The organism is Modestobacter sp. Leaf380 (genome assembly GCF_001424485.1).
GTDB lineage: Bacteria > Actinomycetota > Actinomycetes > Mycobacteriales > Geodermatophilaceae > Klenkia.
In genome coordinates this window covers 191,146-210,079 of record NZ_LMQC01000001.1, presented here as the reverse complement: position 1 = coordinate 210,079, position 18,934 = coordinate 191,146, and the positions used below count along the sequence as shown (strand labels likewise).

19 protein-coding genes are annotated in these 18,934 nt (G+C 73.1%); 15 read left to right on the top strand and 4 right to left on the bottom strand.

Annotation, left to right across the window (positions count from 1 at the left end; all coding sequences use genetic code 11):
* Position 1: 1 nt before the first annotated feature.
* Together ASG41_RS00950 and atpD are read left to right on the top strand one after the other, a co-directional pair.
* Entirely contained in the window at positions 2–970 is a 969-nt protein-coding gene (locus ASG41_RS00950) for a F0F1 ATP synthase subunit gamma (protein WP_056288452.1), read from the top strand.
* A gap of 64 nt (positions 971–1,034) precedes the next feature.
* Positions 1,035–2,480, top strand: coding sequence for a F0F1 ATP synthase subunit beta (atpD, locus tag ASG41_RS00945; protein ID WP_056288448.1), 1,446 nt, complete (start codon positions 1,035–1,037; stop codon positions 2,478–2,480).
* Between the two features lie 139 nt (positions 2,481–2,619).
* Here the strand turns inward: atpD and ASG41_RS00940 are convergent, their stop codons facing one another.
* Positions 2,620–3,510: a hypothetical protein gene (locus tag ASG41_RS00940; protein WP_157518889.1), complete on the bottom strand. Its 891-nt coding sequence runs from the start codon at positions 3,508–3,510 to the stop codon at positions 2,620–2,622.
* A gap of 197 nt (positions 3,511–3,707) precedes the next feature.
* Here ASG41_RS00940 and ASG41_RS00935 point away from each other — a divergent pair, with 197 nt between their 5' ends.
* The 7 genes from ASG41_RS00935 to ASG41_RS00905 all read left to right on the top strand — a co-directional run bounded on the left by ASG41_RS00935 (position 3,708) and on the right by ASG41_RS00905 (position 8,793).
* Positions 3,708–5,018, top strand: a complete 1,311-nt coding sequence (locus tag ASG41_RS00935) for a hypothetical protein (protein WP_056288442.1) — start codon at positions 3,708–3,710, stop codon at positions 5,016–5,018.
* Entirely contained in the window at positions 5,018–5,764 is a 747-nt protein-coding gene (locus ASG41_RS00930) for a glycosyltransferase family 2 protein (protein ID WP_056288439.1), read from the top strand. The genes ASG41_RS00935 and ASG41_RS00930 overlap by 1 nt, the downstream gene beginning before the upstream one ends.
* A complete protein-coding gene (locus ASG41_RS00925; RefSeq protein WP_056288437.1) occupies positions 5,761–6,600 on the top strand; it encodes a ChbG/HpnK family deacetylase in 840 nt (279 codons plus the stop codon). Before ASG41_RS00930 ends, ASG41_RS00925 begins: the two co-directional genes overlap by 4 nt.
* Positions 6,597–7,268: a trans-aconitate 2-methyltransferase gene (locus tag ASG41_RS00920; RefSeq protein ID WP_200938667.1), complete on the top strand. Its 672-nt coding sequence runs from the start codon at positions 6,597–6,599 to the stop codon at positions 7,266–7,268. The genes ASG41_RS00925 and ASG41_RS00920 overlap by 4 nt, the downstream gene beginning before the upstream one ends.
* Before the next feature lie 232 nt (positions 7,269–7,500).
* Positions 7,501–7,794 carry a hypothetical protein gene (locus ASG41_RS00915; protein ID WP_056288434.1) on the top strand — a complete coding sequence of 98 codons (294 nt, stop codon included), beginning with the start codon at positions 7,501–7,503 and terminating at the stop codon, positions 7,792–7,794.
* Positions 7,795–7,951: 157 nt separating this feature from the next.
* Positions 7,952–8,341: a F0F1 ATP synthase subunit epsilon gene (locus ASG41_RS00910; RefSeq protein ID WP_056288431.1), complete on the top strand. Its 390-nt coding sequence runs from the start codon at positions 7,952–7,954 to the stop codon at positions 8,339–8,341.
* Between the two features lie 47 nt (positions 8,342–8,388).
* Positions 8,389–8,793, top strand: a complete 405-nt coding sequence (locus ASG41_RS00905) for a DUF2550 domain-containing protein (RefSeq protein WP_056288428.1) — start codon at positions 8,389–8,391, stop codon at positions 8,791–8,793.
* Here ASG41_RS00905 and ASG41_RS00900 read toward each other — a convergent pair.
* A complete protein-coding gene (locus ASG41_RS00900) occupies positions 8,790–9,407 on the bottom strand; it encodes a cob(I)yrinic acid a,c-diamide adenosyltransferase (protein WP_056288425.1) in 618 nt (205 codons plus the stop codon). The genes ASG41_RS00905 and ASG41_RS00900 overlap by 4 nt on opposite strands.
* A 58-nt stretch (positions 9,408–9,465) precedes the next feature.
* On the opposite strand from ASG41_RS00900, the gene murA reads away from it, so the two are divergent.
* Positions 9,466–10,749: a UDP-N-acetylglucosamine 1-carboxyvinyltransferase gene (gene murA, locus ASG41_RS00895; RefSeq protein ID WP_056288422.1), complete on the top strand. Its 1,284-nt coding sequence runs from the start codon at positions 9,466–9,468 to the stop codon at positions 10,747–10,749.
* A gap of 11 nt (positions 10,750–10,760) precedes the next feature.
* On the opposite strand, the gene ASG41_RS00890 is transcribed toward murA, so the two are convergent.
* On the bottom strand, positions 10,761–11,084 hold the full coding sequence (locus ASG41_RS00890) for a hypothetical protein (protein WP_056288419.1): 324 nt from the start codon (positions 11,082–11,084) through the stop codon (positions 10,761–10,763).
* Between the two features lie 134 nt (positions 11,085–11,218).
* On the opposite strand from ASG41_RS00890, the gene ASG41_RS00885 reads away from it, so the two are divergent.
* Positions 11,219–13,210 carry a protein meaA gene (locus ASG41_RS00885; protein WP_056288416.1) on the top strand — a complete coding sequence of 664 codons (1,992 nt, stop codon included), beginning with the start codon at positions 11,219–11,221 and terminating at the stop codon, positions 13,208–13,210.
* A gap of 6 nt (positions 13,211–13,216) precedes the next feature.
* Here ASG41_RS00885 and ASG41_RS00880 read toward each other — a convergent pair whose 3' ends face one another.
* The gene (locus ASG41_RS00880; protein ID WP_235564287.1) at positions 13,217–13,933 is read right to left on the bottom strand and encodes a YqjF family protein; all 717 of its coding nucleotides are present in this window, start codon (positions 13,931–13,933) and stop codon (positions 13,217–13,219) included.
* 78 nt (positions 13,934–14,011) lie between these two features.
* Here ASG41_RS00880 and ASG41_RS00875 point away from each other — a divergent pair, with 78 nt between their 5' ends.
* From ASG41_RS00875 to ASG41_RS00860, 4 genes are all read left to right on the top strand, one after another.
* The gene (locus ASG41_RS00875; RefSeq protein WP_056288412.1) at positions 14,012–14,785 is read left to right on the top strand and encodes an enoyl-CoA hydratase-related protein; all 774 of its coding nucleotides are present in this window, start codon (positions 14,012–14,014) and stop codon (positions 14,783–14,785) included.
* 162 nt (positions 14,786–14,947) lie between these two features.
* Positions 14,948–16,309: a dicarboxylate/amino acid:cation symporter gene (locus tag ASG41_RS00870; RefSeq protein WP_056288409.1), complete on the top strand. Its 1,362-nt coding sequence runs from the start codon at positions 14,948–14,950 to the stop codon at positions 16,307–16,309.
* A gap of 44 nt (positions 16,310–16,353) precedes the next feature.
* Positions 16,354–17,025 carry an endonuclease NucS gene (nucS, locus tag ASG41_RS00865; protein WP_056288406.1) on the top strand — a complete coding sequence of 224 codons (672 nt, stop codon included), beginning with the start codon at positions 16,354–16,356 and terminating at the stop codon, positions 17,023–17,025.
* Between the two features lie 121 nt (positions 17,026–17,146).
* The gene (locus ASG41_RS00860) at positions 17,147–18,928 is read left to right on the top strand and encodes a 3-hydroxyacyl-CoA dehydrogenase family protein (RefSeq protein WP_056288403.1); all 1,782 of its coding nucleotides are present in this window, start codon (positions 17,147–17,149) and stop codon (positions 18,926–18,928) included.
* Positions 18,929–18,934 lie beyond the last annotated feature (6 nt).

Here is an 18,934-nt window from a genome sequence, read left to right as displayed (position 1 = left end):
CGTGGCTGCCTCTCTCCGCGCGCTGCGGCGCCGCATCCGCTCCACGCGGTCGACGAAGAAGATCTTCTCGGCCCAGGAGCTGATCGCCGGTGCCCGCATCGTGCGTGCGCAGAACCGGGTCGAGGCCTCCAAGCCCTACGCCCGGGAGATCACCCGGGTGCTCTCGGCGCTGGCGTCCTCGGCGAGCCTGGACCACCCGCTGCTCACCGAGCGGGAGAAGCCGGGTCGGGTGGCGGTGCTGGTCATCACCTCCGACCGTGGCTTCGCGGGCTCCTACAACGTCAACGTGCTGCGCCGTACCGAGGAGCTCCTCGGCCTGCTGCGCAGCGAGGGCAAGGAGCCGGTCCTCTACGTCGTCGGCCGCAAGGGCGAGACGTACTACCGGTTCCGTGACCGGGCCGTCGAGGAGACCTGGACCGGGTTCTCCGAGCAGCCCAACTACACCGACGCACAGGACGTGGGCCGGACGCTGATCGAGGCGTTCACCGCCGGCGAGGACGACGACGAGGTCGGCGGCGGTGCCGACGGCATCGAGGGCGTCGACGAGCTGCACATCGTCTACACCGAGTTCCGCTCGCTGCTCGCCCAGGTCCCCGTCGCCAAGCGGATGGCCCCGCTGGAGGTCGAGGAGGTGGAGGAGTTCGAGCACGAGCGCGAGGACGCCGCCGCCGGTCAGAAGACGACCGACATCCCGACCTCCTACGAGTTCGAGCCCTCGGCGGAGGCGCTGCTGGACGCGCTGCTGCCCAAGTACATCTCCACCCGGATCTACGCGGCGATGCTCGAGTCCGCCGCGTCGGAGTCGGCGTCCCGTCGTCGGGCCATGAAGTCGGCCTCCGACAACGCCGAGGAGCTGGCGAAGAACCTGTCCCGGCAGGCGAACGCGGCCCGCCAGGCGGGCATCACCCAGGAGATCAGCGAGATCGTCGGCGGCGCCGACGCCCTCGTCTCCAGCGGGTCGGACACCTGATGCCGTCGCCCGCCACCACGTTCACGCACGCGAGCACGACCCACCGAGCCAGGAGAGCGACACGATGACCCTCACCGAGGACCGTCCGAGCACGAGCGAGACCACCGGCTCCGGCCGCGTCGTCCGGGTCACCGGCCCGGTCGTCGACGTCGAGTTCCCCCGTGACTCGATGCCCGAGCTGTTCAACGCCCTCAATGTCGACGTCACCCTCGCCGACCTGGGCAAGACCCTGACCCTCGAGGTCGCCCAGCACCTGGGCGACAACGTCGTCCGCACCATCTCCATGGCCCCGACCGACGGTCTGGTCCGCGGCGCCGAGGTGCGCGACACCGGTTCGGCCATCTCCGTCCCCGTCGGCGACCAGGTGACCGGGCACGTCTTCAACGCCCTCGGCGAGTGCCTGGACACCCCCGGCTACGGCGAGGACGGGCTGCGCTGGACGATCCACCGCCACGCCCCCAAGTTCGACCAGCTCGAGGGTCGGACCGAGCTGCTTGAGACCGGCATCAAGGTCATCGACCTCCTCACGCCCTACATCAAGGGCGGGAAGATCGGCCTGTTCGGCGGTGCCGGCGTGGGCAAGACGGTCCTCATCCAGGAGATGATCCGTCGCGTCGCCCAGGAGTTCGGTGGCGTGTCGGTGTTCGCCGGTGTCGGCGAGCGCACCCGTGAGGGCAACGACCTCATCACCGAGATGACCGAGTCCGGCGTCATCAACTCGACCGCGCTGGTCTTCGGCCAGATGGACGAGCCGCCGGGCACGCGTCTGCGCGTGGCCCTCTCGGCCCTGACGATGGCGGAGTACTTCCGCGACGAGCAGGACCAGGACGTGCTGCTCTTCATCGACAACATCTTCCGGTTCACCCAGGCCGGGTCCGAGGTCTCCACGCTGCTGGGGCGCATGCCCTCCGCCGTGGGGTACCAGCCGACCCTGGCCGACGAGATGGGCGAGCTGCAGGAGCGGATCACCTCGACCCGAGGCCGGTCCATCACCTCGCTGCAGGCCATCTACGTGCCCGCCGACGACATCACCGACCCGGCGCCGCACACCACCTTCGCCCACCTGGACGCCACGACGAACTTGTCGCGGCCCATCTCGGAGAAGGGCATCTACCCGGCCGTGGACCCGCTGGACTCCACCAGCCGGATCCTCGACGCCCAGTACGTCGGTCAGGAGCACTACGACACGGCGTCGGAGGTCAAGCGGATCCTGCAGCGCTACCAGGAGCTGCAGGACATCATCGCCATCCTCGGCATCGACGAGCTCGGTGAGGAGGACAAGGTCACCGTGAACCGGGCCCGTCGCATCGAGCGCTTCCTGTCCCAGAACATGTTCGTGGCCGAGGCCTTCACCGGTCAGCCGGGGTCCTACGTGCCGCTGACCGAGACCCTGCAGGCGTTCAAGGCGCTGACCCAGGGCGAGTACGACCACGTGCCGGAGCAGGCCTTCTTCATGTGCGGTGGACTCGAGGACCTCGAGGCCAACGCCGCCAAGCTCAAGAAGGGCTGACCAGCCCCAGCACCGCCACGACGGCCGGGTCCCCCCAGGGGGGCCCGGCCGTCGTCGTGTCCCGTTCGTCCGCGCGTCCCCGGGGGAGCCCGGGGGAGGGTGGTGCGGCCTGCGCCCGACCGGCGGGGGGATGCCGGACTCAGTGACGGGGTGCCGGCACGTCCTGGTCGACGGCGAACACGTCCTCGCCGGCGGGGAGCTGCCCGTCGGCGACCGCGGGCGCGGGCACGGCACCGAACCGGGCCAGCAGCAGCGCGCTCCCGATCGTCACGGCGAAGCCGGCCACGGCGAGGCCGCCGAGACCCTCGGCGGGGCGGTCCCCGACCAGCACGCCCAGCACCGAGCCCAGCACCGACTCGGTCGCCACCATCGTCGTGGTCACCAGCACCACGGAGCCCCGCTGGAGGGCCAGCGCGCCCGCAACCAGCCCCGCGACGCCCGACAGGCCGATCGCCCAGGCGCTGGGGTCGGCGAGCACACCGGGCACGGTGACCGGGCCCAGCACGCGGGCGCCCAGGGACACGACCGCGAAGCAGCTGCCGGCGAGTGCGGCGACCAGCACCGAGCCGGTGGGGGTCGCGGGCACGCGGGTGCACACCACGACCGCGGCCAGCAGGGTGATCGCCCCGGCGAGGGCCGACCAGCGGACGTCGGGGTCCACGAGGCCGGCCGCGCGTGGGGCGGCCGCCAGCGCGACGGCCACCAGGCCCGCGGCCACACCGGCCAGGGCGAGGACCTCCCGGCGGTGCAGCCGGCTGCCCAGCAGCAGGGCAGCGAGGACCGCGGTGACCCCCAGGCTGGAGGCGCGGCCGGCCTGCACCAGGAACAGGGGCAGCTCGCGGACGGCGACCAGGGAGGCCAGGAAGCCGGCGCCCACGAGGGCGGTGCCCAGCAGGTAGCGGGGCTCGCGCACCAGGCCGCCGAGGAGTCCGGTGAGGTCCTGGCGGGCGCTGCGGGCCACCGCCGAGGCCTGGCACACCGCCGCGGCGCCGGAGCACAGCGCGGCCACGACGAGCGCGACGACCGACACGACCACGAGGTCCCCCGTCCTGGCGGGCCCGGGATGGGCGAGCGCCGTGCGCAGCATGCCGCACGGCGGCCGTCGCGCCCAGGAACTCACAGGTGTCAGTACAGGTGGTGAACGGAGTGTGAACCCATCCGTCCCAGGAGTCCCGGCCCCCGCGGGTCTCTGTTGTCCGGAGGGCAGGGTGACCTACCCTCCGCACCGTGACGCCGACCCTCGGCGGTCGGTGGGACGTCCTCGTCCGCAGACTGCCGCTCCTCGCCCTGGGCGCCTTCGTGCTGCTCACCACGCTGACGGGTGCGCTGGCGGTGGCGGCCTACGACGGTGTCGGGTCCGCCAACGGCTACCCGTTCCTGGACGGTCCGCTGTGGCTGGACGCCTGGTTCCACGGCGACTCCGGCTGGTACTACTCGATCGCTGCCGACGGCTACAGCTACACCCCCGGGCAGCAGTCGCCGATCGCGTTCTTCCCGGCCTACCCGCTGCTGGTCGAGCTGGTCGGGGAGCTGATGAGCGGGGACTTCTCGACCGCGGCCGGTCTGGTGACCCTGGTGTGCGCCGCCGGGGCGGTGTGGCTGTTCGCCTCCTGGGTGCGGACCCGGTTGCCGGCCCGGACGGCGGTGGTCGCCGTCGCGCTGCTGCTGCTGTACCCCTACAGCTTCTTCCTCTACGGGTCCGGCTACAGCGACGCGCTCTTCCTGCTCAGTGCCATGGCGTCCTTCGCGCTGCTGGAGCGCCGGCTGTACCTGCTGGCGGGCATCGTGGCGATCGCGGCGACCGCGGGTCGCCCCATCGGCATCGCGGTGACCGCGGGGCTGGTGGTGCGGGCGGTGGAGATGCTGGCCGAGGAGCGGGCCCGCCGCCGCGAGGCAGCCGAGGTCGCCGTCCCGGTGGGCGTGGGCGCAGGTGGAGCCGGGCCCCCCGACGACGCGGCGGCGGGAGGGGGCACGGCACCAGGGCGCTGGCCGGTGCCGTTCCGCGACCTCGTGACGGCGCTGCGCGACGTCCGGGTCCGCGAGGTGTCCCTGCTGGTCTCGCTGGCCGGGCTCATCGCCTGGACGGTCTACCTGGGCACCCGGTTCGGGGACCCGCTGGCGTTCGCGACGGTGCAGGGGGCGCCGGGGTGGGACCAGGGCAGCGGTCCCTTCACCTGGTTCAAGGGCGTCTTCGTGGGGACGGCGCTGGCCGGTCGCTGGGACGTGATGGTGCTGCTGATCCCGCAGGCGCTGTGCTGCCTGGTGGCGGTGCTGCTCGTGCGCACCTGCTGGCGGCGCTTCGGCTGGGGGTACACGGCATTCGCCGCCGTCTCCATCGCCATCCCGATCATCGGCACCAAGGACTTCATGGGTGCCGGCCGCTACGTCCTGGCCGCCTACCCTCTCCTCGCGGCCGCAGCCGTCGTCCTCACCGGGGAGCGTCGGCCGCGCTGGCTGCTGCCCGTGGTGCTCGTGCTGCTGGCCGTCGGTCTCGCGATCGCGACGGTCGCCTACGTGAACGGCGTGGAGGTCTCCTGATGTCAGCACCACCGGTGCCCCTGCTCTCGGTCTTCTTCCCGATGTGGAACGAGCAGGACTACGTCGAGCGGGCGGTGCGGGCCGCCGAGGACGAGTGCCAGCGCCTGCAGGGGCTGGGTGAGATCGGCGACTACGAGCTGGTGATCGTCGACGACTGCTCGACCGACGACACCGCCGCCATCGCGCAGCGGTTGGCCGCGGCCGACCCGCACGTCCGGGTGGTGCACCACGAGGTCAACCGGGGGCTGGGCGGCAGCATCAAGACCGGCTTCGACTCCGTGCGCGGGGACGTCGTCCTCTACACCGATGCCGACCTGCCCTTCGAGATGCTGGAGCTGGGCCGGGCGCTGCGGGTGCTGCGGCACTACGAGGCCGACATGGTCAGCGCCTACCGGCTGGACCGGACCGGGGAGGGCCCCCGCCGGGCCGTCTACTCCTTCGTCTACAACTCGCTGGTGCAGGCGGTCTTCGGCACCCGGGTGCGGGACGTCAACTTCGCGTTCAAGCTCGTCCGCCGGCACGTGCTGGACGCCGCCCGGCCGGTGAGCGAGGGCTCGTTCATCGACGCCGAGCTGGTGATCCGCGCCCAGCGGCTGGGCTTCCACATCGTGCAGATCGGGGTGGACTACTTCCCGCGCACCCGCGGCATCTCCACCCTGAGCTCGGCGTCCACGATCCGCCGGATGCTCACCGAGATGCGCGAGCTCCGCTCGGACCTGGCGCAGGTCACCCCGGTCACCCGGTGACCGGGCTGCTGGTGGTCAACGCCGACGACCTCGGGCTGACCGACGGCGTCTGCCGCGCGGTCGCCCGGGCCCACCGGGACGGCGTGGTGACCTCGACGTCGGTGCTGGCGGTCGGGCAGGCGTTCGACCGGGCGGCCAGCACCGTCCGGGACGCCGGGACGCTCGGGCTCGGCGCCCACCTGGCCCTGGTGGGGGAGGACCGGCCGCTGCTGTCGGCCCGCGAGGTCCCCTCCCTCGTCGACCGGGACGGCCGGTTCCCGCTGTCCTACCGCACGGTCGTGGCCCGGGGGCTGGCCGGTCGCATCGACGCCGCCGACGTCGCCCGGGAGTTCCGGGCCCAGTTGGACCGCGTCCGCAGCATCGGGGTGCCGCTGACGCACCTGGACACCCACCAGCACACCCACCTGTGGCCCACGGTGGCCCGGGTCGTGGTGGAGCTGGCCCGCGAGGCCGGGATCGGCACCGTCCGGCTGCCCACCAGTGCCCGACGTGGACCGCTGGGCGTCGGGGTGCGGGTGCTGGCCGGCCGGTTGCGGCGCCGGCTGGCGACGGCGGGTCTGGCCACCACGGCCGGCTACGCCGGGCTCGACGAGGCCGGTCGACTGGACGTCGCCGACCTGTCGGCCGCCCTTGCCCGGGCGAGCGCCGCCGGGGCCACCAGCCTGGAGGTGAACGCACACCCGGGTGAGCCCGGGGACGCCGACCTCGCCCGCTTCGACTGGGACTACCGGTGGGGACAGGAGCTCGCCGTGCTGACCGACCCCGCCACCCGGGCAGTGGTCGAGGCGGCCGACTGGCGCCTGGGCACCTTCGCGGACCTGGCCGGTGCCCGGTGAGCCGGCTGCCCGACCGGGCCGCCCGGGCGGCGATGGCGGCCTACCGCGACGCGCCGACCGGTGACCGGCTGCACCTGCTGGTGCGGTGGCTGACCTGCCCGTTCCCGCCGGTCGTCGAGGCGCTGCCCGCCGTGGGCCGCGTGCTGGAGGTCGGCTGCGGGCACGGTCTCCTCAGCAGCTACCTGGCCGCCCGTCGTCCCGGTGTCACGGTGCACGGGGTCGACATCGACGTGGACAAGATCGAGGTGGCCCGGGCCAGCGTGCCCGCAGGGGAGACCCGCCTGTCCTTCGGGGCCAGCCCGTCGGGTGCGGTGCCGGAGGGCCCCTGGGACGGCATCGTGCTGGTCGACGTGCTCTACCTGCTCGACGAGCAGGGCCAGCGGGCGCTGCTGGTCGAGTGCGCGTCCCGGCTGGCGCCCGGTGGCCGGCTGGTGGTCAAGGAGATGGCCACGCGCCCGCGCTGGAAGGCCCGGCTCAACGCCCTGCAGGAGTCGGTCTCGGTCCGGGTCCTGGGCATCACCGAGGGGTCGCGGGACTTCGCGTTCGTCGATCCCGACGTCCGGGCCCGGTGGCTCGTGGAGGCGGGTCTCACTGATGTCCGGGCCCGGCGGCTGGACCGCGGGCGGGCCCACCCGCACCACCTCCTGGCGGCCCGCGCGCCGGCGTGAGCGGACTCACCGGTCCGGTCCGGGGACGGGTCGTCGACGGGGCGGCAGGGCCCCCCGGGCGCCGCTAGCATCGCCGGTGACGGGTTGCAGCGCCGCGCACCGTCGACCCCCTGGGCAGACCGCCCCACCCGTTCGGGTGGAGTCCGTGCACTGCACGGTCCGCGGGGGACCGATCGACCGAACATGTGGGCGACGCGCCGGCTCCCGCCGGTGCACGGGTGGGAGAACGAGCGTGACGGACGACCTGCAGGTGGGGACGGCGACCCCCGTGGTGGCCGACCCCGTGGTGGTCGACGACGAGGCGGCCGCGCCCGGGCCCGTCCCGGTCGCCGAGCAGCCGGTCGACCGTGGTCCGGTGGTCCTGCCCGTCGACGACCCGATGGACTGGAGCTGGCCGCCGTACGCGCCGCTCGAGCCCGCCGGGGGCCGCCGGTTCGACTGCGAGGACTGGGCACCGAGCTCGATCGTGCGCCGCCCGCTGCTGCGCGTGGGGCGCTGGACCCTGCTGTACCGCCGCGGCCACTGAGCCACCCGCCGGTCCCGCACCGGTCCCTCGCCGGTCCCACACCCGTGCCCACGGGAGCGGGCGGGGGAGTGTGGCCCCCAGCCGTTACAGTGGCAGCTGACCCGTCGCCGTCCGCGGCGACCCGCACCGGCCCGGCCGGTGGACCCCGAGGAGTGTCGTGGCGACCCTGCAGGTCGAGCTCGTGGCCGTGGAGCGCAAGATCTGGTCCGGCGAGGCGAGCACCGTCATCGCCCGGACCACCGAGGGCGAGCTCGGTGTCCTGCCCGGTCACGCCCCGCTGCTCGGTGAGCTGGCTCCCGGTGGCGTCGTGCGGATCAAGCCCGTCGACGGCGAGGAGCTGGTCGTCGCCGCCCACGGTGGCTTCCTCTCGGTGACCGAGCAGGGCGTCTCCATCCTGGCCGAGACGGCGGAGATCTCCACCGAGATCGACGTCGAGCGGGCACGCGAGGCGCTCCGCCGGGCCGAGGCCGCCGACGAGGACGAGGAGTCGCTGGCCGCCGCGCGTCGCGCCCAGTCCCGCCTGCGTGCCGCCGGCCAGGACTCCTGAGCCTCCCCGCCCCGACACTCCTCGTCTGAGCCCCGGACCCCGCGACCGTGACCACGCTGCTGCTGGTCGTGGCCGGGGTCCTGCTCGTGGCCCTGGTGGCCACCTTCCTGCTGCGCCGCCGGTTCCTGCTGTCCGGTCTCGGCGCGGTCACCATGTGGCTGCGCCCGGTGGGCGCACCCCGCTGGGCGGTCGGGGTGGCCTGGTACTCCGGTGAGCAACTGCTCTGGTACCGGGCGCTGTCGCTGTCGGTGCGGCCCAACCAGCGGCTGTGCCGCACCGAGTTCCACGTCGAGGGGCGGCGCCGGCCCACCGTCGAGGACGGCGCCGTGCCCCAGGACAGCCAGGTGCTGATCTGCCGCACCGGGGCCGGTCCGCAGGAGCTGGCGATGGACACCTCGACGGTGACCGGCTTCCTGTCCTGGATCGAGTCGGCCCCGCCGGTCGGGCGCTAGTCCCCGGTCTGCTGGGAGCGGGCGGCCCGCTGGGCGTGCACCCCGCTGTGTGCGCCGGGCTCCCAGAGCACGTCCCCGCCGGGGTTGGCCTCGCGGGACAGGATGAAGAGCAGGTCCGAGAGCCGGTTGAGGTACTTCGCCGTCTCCTCGTTGGTCCGCTCGGCATCGGCTTCCAGCAGGGCCCACACGCGGCGCTCGGCCCGGCGGGCCACCGTGCGCGCCTGGTGCAGCAGCGCGGCCAGCGCCGTCCCGCCCGGCAGGATGAACGAGGACAGCTTCGGCAGCGCCTCGTTGTGCTCGTCGCAGGCTGCCTCCAGCCGCTGCGTGTAGGCCTCGGTGATGCGCAGCGGCGGGTACTCCGGGTCGGGCGTGACCGGGGTGCACAGGTCCGCGCCGACGTCGAAGAGGTCGTTCTGCACGCTGCGCAGCAGGGCGGTGAGCTCCTCGGTGGGGGAGCCCAGGGCCAGGGCCACGCCGATCACCGAGTTGGTCTCGTCGACGTCGGCGTAGGCGGCCAGCCGGACGTCGGTCTTGGACACCCGGCTCATGTCGCCCAGGTGCGTCTGGCCGGCGTCGCCGGTCTTGGTGTAGATGCGGGTCAGCCGGACGGTCATGTCCGCACCCTAAGTGCCCGGTCCGGCGGCGGCCTCCCGCTGCTCCTACTGTGGACCGGTGGAGTGCTTCCAGGTGACCGGCGGAACGGCGCTGCGCGGACGGGTCCGGGTGACCGGTGCCAAGAACAGCGCGCTGAAGCTGATGGCGGCCGCGCTGCTGGCCAGCGGCGAGACGACGATCGACGAGGTCCCCGACATCCTCGACGTGGCGATCATGAGCGAGGTGCTGCGCCGGCTGGGCTGTGGCGTGACGTTCGAGCGCTACACCGACGGCCGCGGTGGTGGCGGTGGCCGGGTGGTCGTCGACGTCCCGGAGACGCCCTCCAGCGAGACCGACTACGACCTGGTCCGCCGGATGCGCGCCTCGATCAGCGTGCTGGGTCCGCTGGTGGCCCGCTGCGGCACCGCCAAGGTGGCCCTGCCCGGCGGTGACGCCATCGGCTCGCGCGGGCTGGACATGCACGTGGCCGGCCTCGAGCGCCTGGGTGCCACGGTGGTCAGCGAGCACGGCTTCCTCATCGCCACCGCCCCGCGGCTGGTGGGCACCTCGATCTGGCTGGACTTCCCCTCCGTGGGGGCGACGGAGAACCTGGTGATGGCCGCCGTCCTCGCCGAGGGCACCACCGTGGTGGACAACGCCGCCCGCGAGCCCGAGATCGTCGACCTGTGCCTGATGCTGACCGCGATGGGCGCCTCCATCGAGGGCGCGGGCTCCTCCACGATCACCGTGCACGGGGTCACCGAGCTGCACCCGGTGCAGTACACGACCGTCCCCGACCGGATCGTGGCCGGGACCTGGGCCATCGGTGCGGTGATGACCCGCGGGGACGTCGTCATCGAGCGGGCCGTGCCCGAGCACCTGCGGGTGGCCCTGGACAAGCTGCGGACGGCCGGTGCCTCGGTCACCGAGGTCGAGGGCGGTGTCCGGGTCTCGATGGAGGACCGGCCGCGCTGCGTCGACGTCGTCACGCTGCCCTACCCGGGCTTCCCCACCGACCTGCAGCCCATGGCGGTCGCGCTGGCCGCGGTCTCCACGGGCACCGCGCTGATCACCGAGAACGTCTTCGAGGGCCGGTTCATGTTCGTCAACGAGCTGGTCCGGCTGGGCGCCGACGTGCGGATCGACGGGCACCACGCCGTCGTCCGTGGCCGGGAGGCGCTGTCCAGCGCCCCGGTGCTGGCCACCGACATCCGCGCGGGTGCCGGGCTGGTGCTGGCCGGTCTCTGCTCGGACGGCGTCACGGAGGTCGCCGACGTGCACCACGTGGACCGTGGCTACCCCGACTTCGTGGAGCAGCTGCGCGGGCTGGGCGCGACGATCGAGCGCGTCACCGAGGACTGAGGGCCGGGCCCTCAGCTCTGGAAGCTGCCCGCCAGGACCCGGGCGCGGCCGGCGTCCTCGGGGAAGACGAGCACGTCGGCACGCAGCGGGGCGGGGTAGCGGATCGTCGAGCGGATGCCGGCGTCGGAGAGCACCGCGCGCAGCGCCAGCGCGGACTCCTTCTTGCTCAGCGTGGCGACCCGGGTCAGCAGCCCGTCCTCCGCGGAGGGGCGCCTGGTGGCCTTCGGGGTGCTCGGGGCGAACGCCCAGCGGAGGAAGAGCGCCAGCACGAGCAGGGCGAGACCGGCGATGACCGGTCCGACCAGGAAGTGCAGGCTCCCGGCGTCGATGGGCACGACGGCACCCCTCCCTCGGGTCCGCGGTGGACCCCCGGTCCCCGAGTGTGCCACCGCTGTGCACGCCGCGTGCGGCTCCGGTGTGGTCTGCGCGACACCGCGGTTACTGGCCAGTAGCCCTACACTCCGCGGTCATGCCGACCCCTTCAGCGCCGAAGGACCGCGACCGCCCCTGGGTGATGCGGACGTACGCCGGGCACTCCTCGCCGGCCGAGTCGAACGCCCTCTACCGGCGCAACCTGAGCAAGGGCCAGACCGGACTCTCGGTGGCCTTCGACCTCCCGACCCAGACGGGCTACGACCCCGACGACGAGCTGGCCGTGGGGGAGGTCGGCAAGGTCGGGGTGCCGGTGAGCCACATCGGGGACATGCGTGCGCTCTTCGACGGCATCCCGCTGGACGAGATGAACACGTCGATGACCATCAACGCGACCGCCATGTGGCTGCTGGCGCTGTACCAGGCCGTCGCCGAGGAGCATGGTCACGACGTCGCGGCCCTGACCGGCACGACGCAGAACGACATCGTCAAGGAGTACCTGTCACGGGGGACCTACGTCTTCCCGCCGGCGCCGTCGATGCGGCTGATCACCGACATGGTCGCCTACACGGTCACCACGATGCCCCGGTGGAACCCGACGAACATCTGCAGCTACCACCTGCAGGAGGCCGGCGCGACGCCGGTGCAGGAGATCGCCTACGCGATCAGCACGGCCATCGCGGTGCTGGACTCGGTGCGCGACTCCGGCCAGGTGCCCCAGGAGCGCTTCGGCGAGGTGGTCGCCCGGATCTCCTTCTTCGTCAACGCCGGCGTCCGGTTCGTCGAGGAGATGTGCAAGATGCGCGCCTTCGGCCAGCTCTGGGACTCCCTCACCCTGGAGCGGTACGGCGTGCAGGACCCCAAGCAGCGCCGCTTCCGCTACGGCGTGCAGGTCAACTCCCTGGGCTTGACCGAGGCCCAGCCCGAGAACAACGTGCAGCGCATCGTGCTGGAGATGCTCGCGGTCACCCTGTCCAAGGACGCCCGGGCCCGCGCGGTGCAGCTCCCGGCCTGGAACGAGGCGCTGGGGCTGCCGCGGCCGTGGGACCAGCAGTGGTCCCTGCGCCTGCAGCAGGTGCTGGCCTTCGAGACCGACCTCCTGGAGTACGACGACCTGTTCACCGGCTCGGTGGTCGTCGAGGCCAAGGTCGCCGAGATCGTCGAGGGTGCCCGCGCGGAGATCGCCCGGGTGCAGGAGATGGGCGGTGCCGTCGCGGCCGTCGAGTCCGGGTACATGAAGGGCCAGCTGGTCGGCTCGCTGGCCGAGCGCCGCCGCCGGATGGAGTCCGGCGAGGACGTCGTCGTCGGGGTCAACCGGTTCACCTCCACCGAGCCCAACCCGCTCATCGCCGACCTGGACACCGCCATCCAGACCGTCGACCCGGCTGTCGAGGTCGCGGCCCAGGCAGCGCTGGAGACCTGGAAGGCCGGCCGGGACGACGCCCGGGTCGCCGCCTCGCTGGACGCGCTGCGCGCCGCAGCCGGCACCGAGGAGAACCTCGTGCCCGCCAGCCTCGAGTGCGCCCGCGCGGGCGTGACGACGGGGGAGTGGGCCGGCGTGCTGCGCGAGGTGTTCGGGGAGTACCGGGCCCCCACCGGGGTCTCCGCAGCCTCCACCGGCTCCGCCGACGCCTCGCTGGCCGACGTCCGGGAGCGGGTGCGGGCCACCGGGGAGGAGCTGGGTGGGCGGCTGCGCCTGCTGGTCGGCAAGCCCGGGCTCGACGGGCACTCCAACGGTGCCGAGCAGATCGCCGTCCGGGCCCGGGACGCCGGCTTCGAGGTGGTCTACCAGGGGATCCGGCTGACCCCGGCGCAGATCGTGTCGGCCGCGGTCGAGGAGGACGTCCACGTGGTCGGGCTCTCGGTGCTGTCCGGCTCGCACCTGCAGGTGGTGCCGGCGGTGCTCGAGGGCCTGCGCGCCGCCGGGCTGGACGACGTCCCGGTGGTGGTCGGCGGCATCGTGCCCGACGGTGACGCCCGGCGGCTGCGCGAGCAGGGCGTCGCGCGGGTGTTCACCCCGAAGGACTTCGGGATGACCGACATCATGGGCCAGATCGTCGACGTCGTCCGCGAGGCCAACGGCCTCTAGGGCACCTCAGCGGCGGGACGACAGCGGGCCGAAGCGCACGTCCACGCCGGGGGAGAACAGCACGCTGTCCGGGGCTCCTGTCATCGGGAGCCCCGCGGCGGCGGTCAGCGACTCGTCGAGCTCGACCAGCTCGGCGCGGTGCAGCGGCCACTCGGGGTGCTCGTTGGGCCAGTACGCCGTCCGGCCCAGGAAGGGCTCGTGCAGCCCCCAGCGCGAGGTCAGGAAGCGCTCGAGCGGGCCGGGGTCGGCGATGCGCTCGCCCACCCGCACGGTCACCGCGCTGGAGGCGGTGCGCGGGCCGGGCCAGCGGCGCAGCGAGGTGTAGCGGCGCAGGTCGCCGTCGGCCGTGGCCCGCATCCGGGCGAAGACGTAGGGCAGCCGCGCGACCCACCGGGCGGCCAGCACCGGCAGCAGCCGATCGGCCTCCAGCGAGGCGAACACCACGCCGCGGCGGCCCTGGGAGTCGACCGAGTACAGCCGCACGTTGGTCTCGGCGAACGAGCCCAGGTAGGGCAGGCCCGGCAGGCCGAAAAAGCCGATGCGGCGCATCCGGAAGGGGATCAGCCCGACGTACGTGGCGCCGTCGATCGTGTCCGGGCGGGTGCCCTCAGGCAGGTGCGGGGCGACCAGGGCCGGGTCGACCGCCCAGTGCAGGAAGGCCAGGTCCCGCCAGCCCTGGGTGAACAGGGTCGAGGTGAGGGGGCGCGGGGCGGTGGGGGTCACCGGTTCTGGGTGCACGTCCCCAGGGTGCCCACCGCAGCGGGCTCGACACCGGCCCGCCGCCGTGGTGTGGTCGATCACATGAGCCAGCTGGCAGCGCCGCGGGTCGAGCGGCACGACGACGTCGTCACGGTGACCATGTCCCGCCCGTCCAAGCGCAACGCGCTGTCCCGCGAGCACCTGACCCAGTTGCTGGCCGCGGTGCAAGACGTGGCCGGCACCGACGCATCGGCACTCGTGCTGGCGGCCGAGGGCCCGGTGTTCAGCGCCGGCCACGACTTCGCCGACGTCGCCGGCGCGCCGCTGGCCGACGTCCGCTCGCTGCTGGCGCTGTGCACCGAGCTGATGCAGACCCTGCACGAGGTGCCGCAGGTCGTCGTGGCCCGGGTGCACGCCCTGGCCACCGCGGCCGGCGCCCAGCTGGTCGCCTCCTGCGACCTCGCGGTGGCCGCCGAGTCCGCCGGTTTCGCCGCCCCCGGCGGCAAGGGCGGCTGGTTCTGCCACACCCCCATGGTCGCGATCGCCCGCAACGTGGGGCGCAAGCGGGCGATGGAGCTCGCGCTCACCGGCGACGTCATCGACGCCCGGACGGCGCTGGACTGGGGCCTGATCAACCGGGTGGTGCCCGACGCCGAGCTCGACGACGCCGTCGCCGACCTGGTGCACCGGGCCACCCGGGGCTCGCGGGCGAGCAAGGCCTGGGGCAAGCAGGCGATGTACGCCCAGCTGGACCGTCCCGAGGCCGACGCCTACGCGCAGGCGGTCGTGACGATGGCCGCCGCCTCCCAGCTCGACGGCGCCCGCGAGGGCATGGCCGCGTTCCTGGGCAAGCGGCCCGCGGTCTGGACCGACTGACGGCTCACACCCGGGAACACCGCCGCGGGGGAGCGGTTGACCCTCGTGTGCGCGAGCTGTGGCTGACGAAGAGGCGGGTCATCGACTTCGGTCGAGCGACCACGGGTGGTTGACGACGGCGCTGACCGCCGCCCTCCCTCCCGCTCCGAAAGGCCTCCCCTCGTGCTCTCCCGCCTCCGCCGCACCCCCTTCGCGGCCCAGGTCCTCATCGCCCTCGTGGTCGGCGTGGGCCTCGGCCTGCTCGCCCGCGCCATCGGCACCGTCCCCGGCACCGTCGTCGACGGTCAGCTCGTCGAGGGCACCGACCAGAACTGGCTGACCTCGACGCTGGACACGATCGGCTCGACGTTCGTCGGGCTGCTGCGGGTCATCGTGATCCCGTTGATCGTCACCGCGATCATCGTGAGCATCGCCAACCTCAAGGAGGTCGGCAACGCCGCCCGCCTCGCCGGCCAGACGCTGCTGTGGTTCGCGATCACCGCGCTGATCGCGGTCTCCATCGGCATCGGCCTGGGCCTGATCACCCAGCCCGGTCGCAACAGCTCCGTCTCGGAGTCGGCGGCCACCTTCGACGGTTCCTCCGGTGGCTGGTGGGACTTCCTCACCGGTCTGGTGCCCGGCAACATCCTGGGCCTGGAGGGCTCCACCGACGGGTCCATCTCCTTCAACGTCCTCCAGCTGATCGTCATCTCGGTCGCCGTCGGCATCGCCGCGCTCAAGGTCGGTGAGGCCGCCGAGCCGTTCCTGTCGGTCACCCGCTCCGCGCTGGCGATCGTGCAGAAGGTCCTCTGGTGGGTCATCCTGCTGTCCCCGATCGGCACCCTGGGCCTGATCGGCAACGCCGTGGCCAGCTACGGCTGGGAGTCCCTGGGCTCCCTCGGTGTCTTCGTCGGTGCCGTCTACGCCGGCCTGGCCATCGTGCTGCTGGTCGTCTACCCGGTGCTGCTCAAGGTGCACGGGCTGTCCCCGCGGCGCTTCTACGCGGGTGCGTGGCCGGCCATCCAGCTCGGCTTCGTGTCCCGGTCCTCCATCGGCACGCTGCCGGTGACCGAGCGGGTCACCGAGGCCAACCTGGGCGTCCCGCGCAGCTACGCCTCCTTCGCCGTCCCGCTGGGCGCGACGACGAAGATGGACGGCTGCGCGGCGATCTACCCGGCGCTGGCCGCGATCTTCGTCGCCCAGTTCTTCGGCGTGGACCTCGGCATCACCGACTACCTGCTCATCGCGCTGGTCTCCGTCGTCGGCTCGGCGGCCACCGCCGGGGTCACCGGCGCGGTCGTCATGCTGACCCTGACGCTGTCCACCCTGGGCCTCCCGCTGGCCGGTGTCGGCCTGCTGCTGGCCGTCGACCCGATCCTGGACATGGGCCGCACCGCCACCAACGTGGCCGGTCAGGCCCTGGTCCCGACCATCGTGGCCAAGCGCGAGGGCATCCTGGACCAGGCTGCGTTCGACTCGACGACGACGGTCGACCCGGTCCGCTCGCTGGGTGAGACCAACGAGCGCGAGCCCGCCGCCGTCTGAGGACCTGCGGGCACCCGGGCGCCGGCGCGGTAGCGTCGGCGCCCGTGCGTCTGGTCATCGCGAAGTGCTCCGTCGACTACGTCGGCCGGCTCACCGCCCACCTGCCCCTGGCCACCCGGCTGCTCCTGGTCAAGGCCGACGGGTCGGTGTCGGTGCACGCCGACGACCGGGCCTACAAGCCGCTGAACTGGATGAGCCCACCCTGCTCCCTCAAGGACGAGCTCGTGGACGGCGCGGGCACCTGGACGGTCACCAACAAGGCCGGTGAGCAGCTGATCGTGACCATCGAGTCGGTGGTCCACGACGTGAAGCACGAGCTGGGCCCCGACCCCGGCCTGCAGAAGGACGGCGTCGAGTCCGAGCTGCAGCGGCTGCTGGCCCTGCACGTGGAGACCTTCGGCGAGGGCTGGTCGCTGGTCCGCCGGGAGTACCCCACCGCCATCGGGCCGGTCGACCTGCTCTGCCGGGACGGTGCCGGTGGCGTCGTCGCGGTCGAGATCAAGCGGCGCGGGGAGATCGACGGTGTCGAGCAGCTGACCCGCTACCTCGAGCTGCTCAACCGGGACCCGCTGCTGGCCCCGGTCAAGGGCGTCTTCGCCGCCCAGGAGATCAAGCCGCAGGCCCGGGTGCTCGCCGCCGACCGCGGGATCGACTGCCTGACCGTCGACTACGCCGTGCTCAAGGGCACCGACGACCCCTCCGCCCGGCTCTTCTGAGTCCCGGGGGACGTGACCCCCTTCACGTCCGTTGGTGGTTACCCGTCGGTAACCAGCTCTGGCAGACTCCGGCCGCACGGGCTGCGACGACGAGGTCGCACCCGGACGAGGGAGTGGCAACGTGGCCAGAGAACTCAGCGAGGTCGGCGTCGTCGGACTCGGCACCATGGGCGCCGGCATCACCGAGGTGCTCGCCCGCGCCGGGCTGTCGGTGACCGCCGTGGAGATCGACGAGGACGCGCTGGCCCGGGGCCGGGCGCACGTCGAGCAGTCCACCGAGAAGGCCGTCGAGCGCGGCAAGCTCGACGCCGACGAGCGCACCGCGGTGCTCGAGCGGATCCGCTTCAGCACCGCCCTGGCCGACCTGTCCCAGGCCGAGCTGGTGGTCGAGGCCGTGCCCGAGCGCCTGGAGCTCAAGGCCGCGCTGTTCGCCGAGCTGGACGGCATCTGCCCGCCGGACACCATCCTGGCGACCAACACCTCCAGCCTGTCGGTGACCGAGCTGAGCGTGGCCACCGGCCGGCCCAGCAAGGTCGTCGGCATGCACTTCTTCAACCCCGCGCCGGTGATGAAGCTGGTCGAGGTCGTGCGCACCGTGGTCACCGAGCCCGCCGTCGTCGAGGACGTCGAGGCGCTGGCCGCCCGGCTGGGCAAGACCGACGTCACCATCGGGGACAAGGCCGGGTTCATCGCCAACGCGCTGCTGTTCGGCTACCTCAACCACGCGGTGGCCATGCTGGAGTCCCGCTACGCCAGCCGCGAGGACATCGACGCGGCCATGCGGCTGGGCTGCGGCCTGCCGATGGGCCCGCTGGCCCTGATGGACCTCATCGGCATCGACACGGCTTACGAGATCCTGGACACGATGTACCGGCAGTCCCGGGACCGGCTGCACGCCCCCAGCCCGGTGATCAAGCAGATGGTCACCGCGGGCCTGCTGGGCCGGAAGTCCGGCCGCGGCTTCTACAGCTACGCCGGCCGGGACGAGGCCGAGGTCGTGCCCGACGCCGCGACCCCGCAGCCCGGGGGTGCCGCCGAGGGGGCCCGCGCCGTCCGCCGGGTCGGCGTCGTCGGCTCCGGGACGATGGCCACCGGGATGATCGAGGTCTTCGCCAAGGGCGGCTACGACACCGTGTTCGTCGCCCGTTCCCCGGAGAAGGTCGAGGCCGTGCGGTCAGCCCTGGCCAGGAGCCTGGACAAGCAGGTCGTCCGCGGCCGGCTGGACGAGGCCACCCGGGACGTCGTCCTCGCCCGGGTCACCGGCACCACCTCGCTGGACGACCTGGCCGACGTCGACCTGGCCGTCGAGGCGGTCGTGGAGTCGCTGCCGGTCAAGCAGACGCTGTTCGCCGCCCTGGGGGAGATCTGCCGGCCCGGTGCCGTGCTGGCCACCACGACGTCCAGCCTGCCGGTCATCGAGTGCGCCAAGGCCAGCGAGCGACCCGGGGACGTCGTCGGGCTGCACTTCTTCAACCCGGCGCCGGTGATGAAGCTCGTCGAGGTGGTCTCCACCATCGCCACCGCGCCCGACGTCGCCGCGACCGCGCACGCGGTGTGCGCCCAGCTGGGCAAGCACGCGGTGTCCTGCGCGGACCGGGCGGGCTTCATCGTCAACGCCCTGCTGTTCCCCTACCTCAACGACGCGGTCCGGATGCTCGAGGCGCACTACGCCAGCGCCGACGACATCGACGCGGCGATGAAGGTCGGCTGCGGGTACCCGATGGGCCCCTTCGAGCTGCTGGACGTCGTCGGTCTCGACGTCTCGCTGGCCATCGAGCGCGAGCTCTACGCGGAGTTCCGGGAGCCCGGGTACGCCCCGGCCCCCTTGCTGGAGCACCTGGTCACCGCCGGCTACCTGGGCCGCAAGACCGGGCGGGGCTTCCGGGACCACACGGCCCGGTAGTCCGGC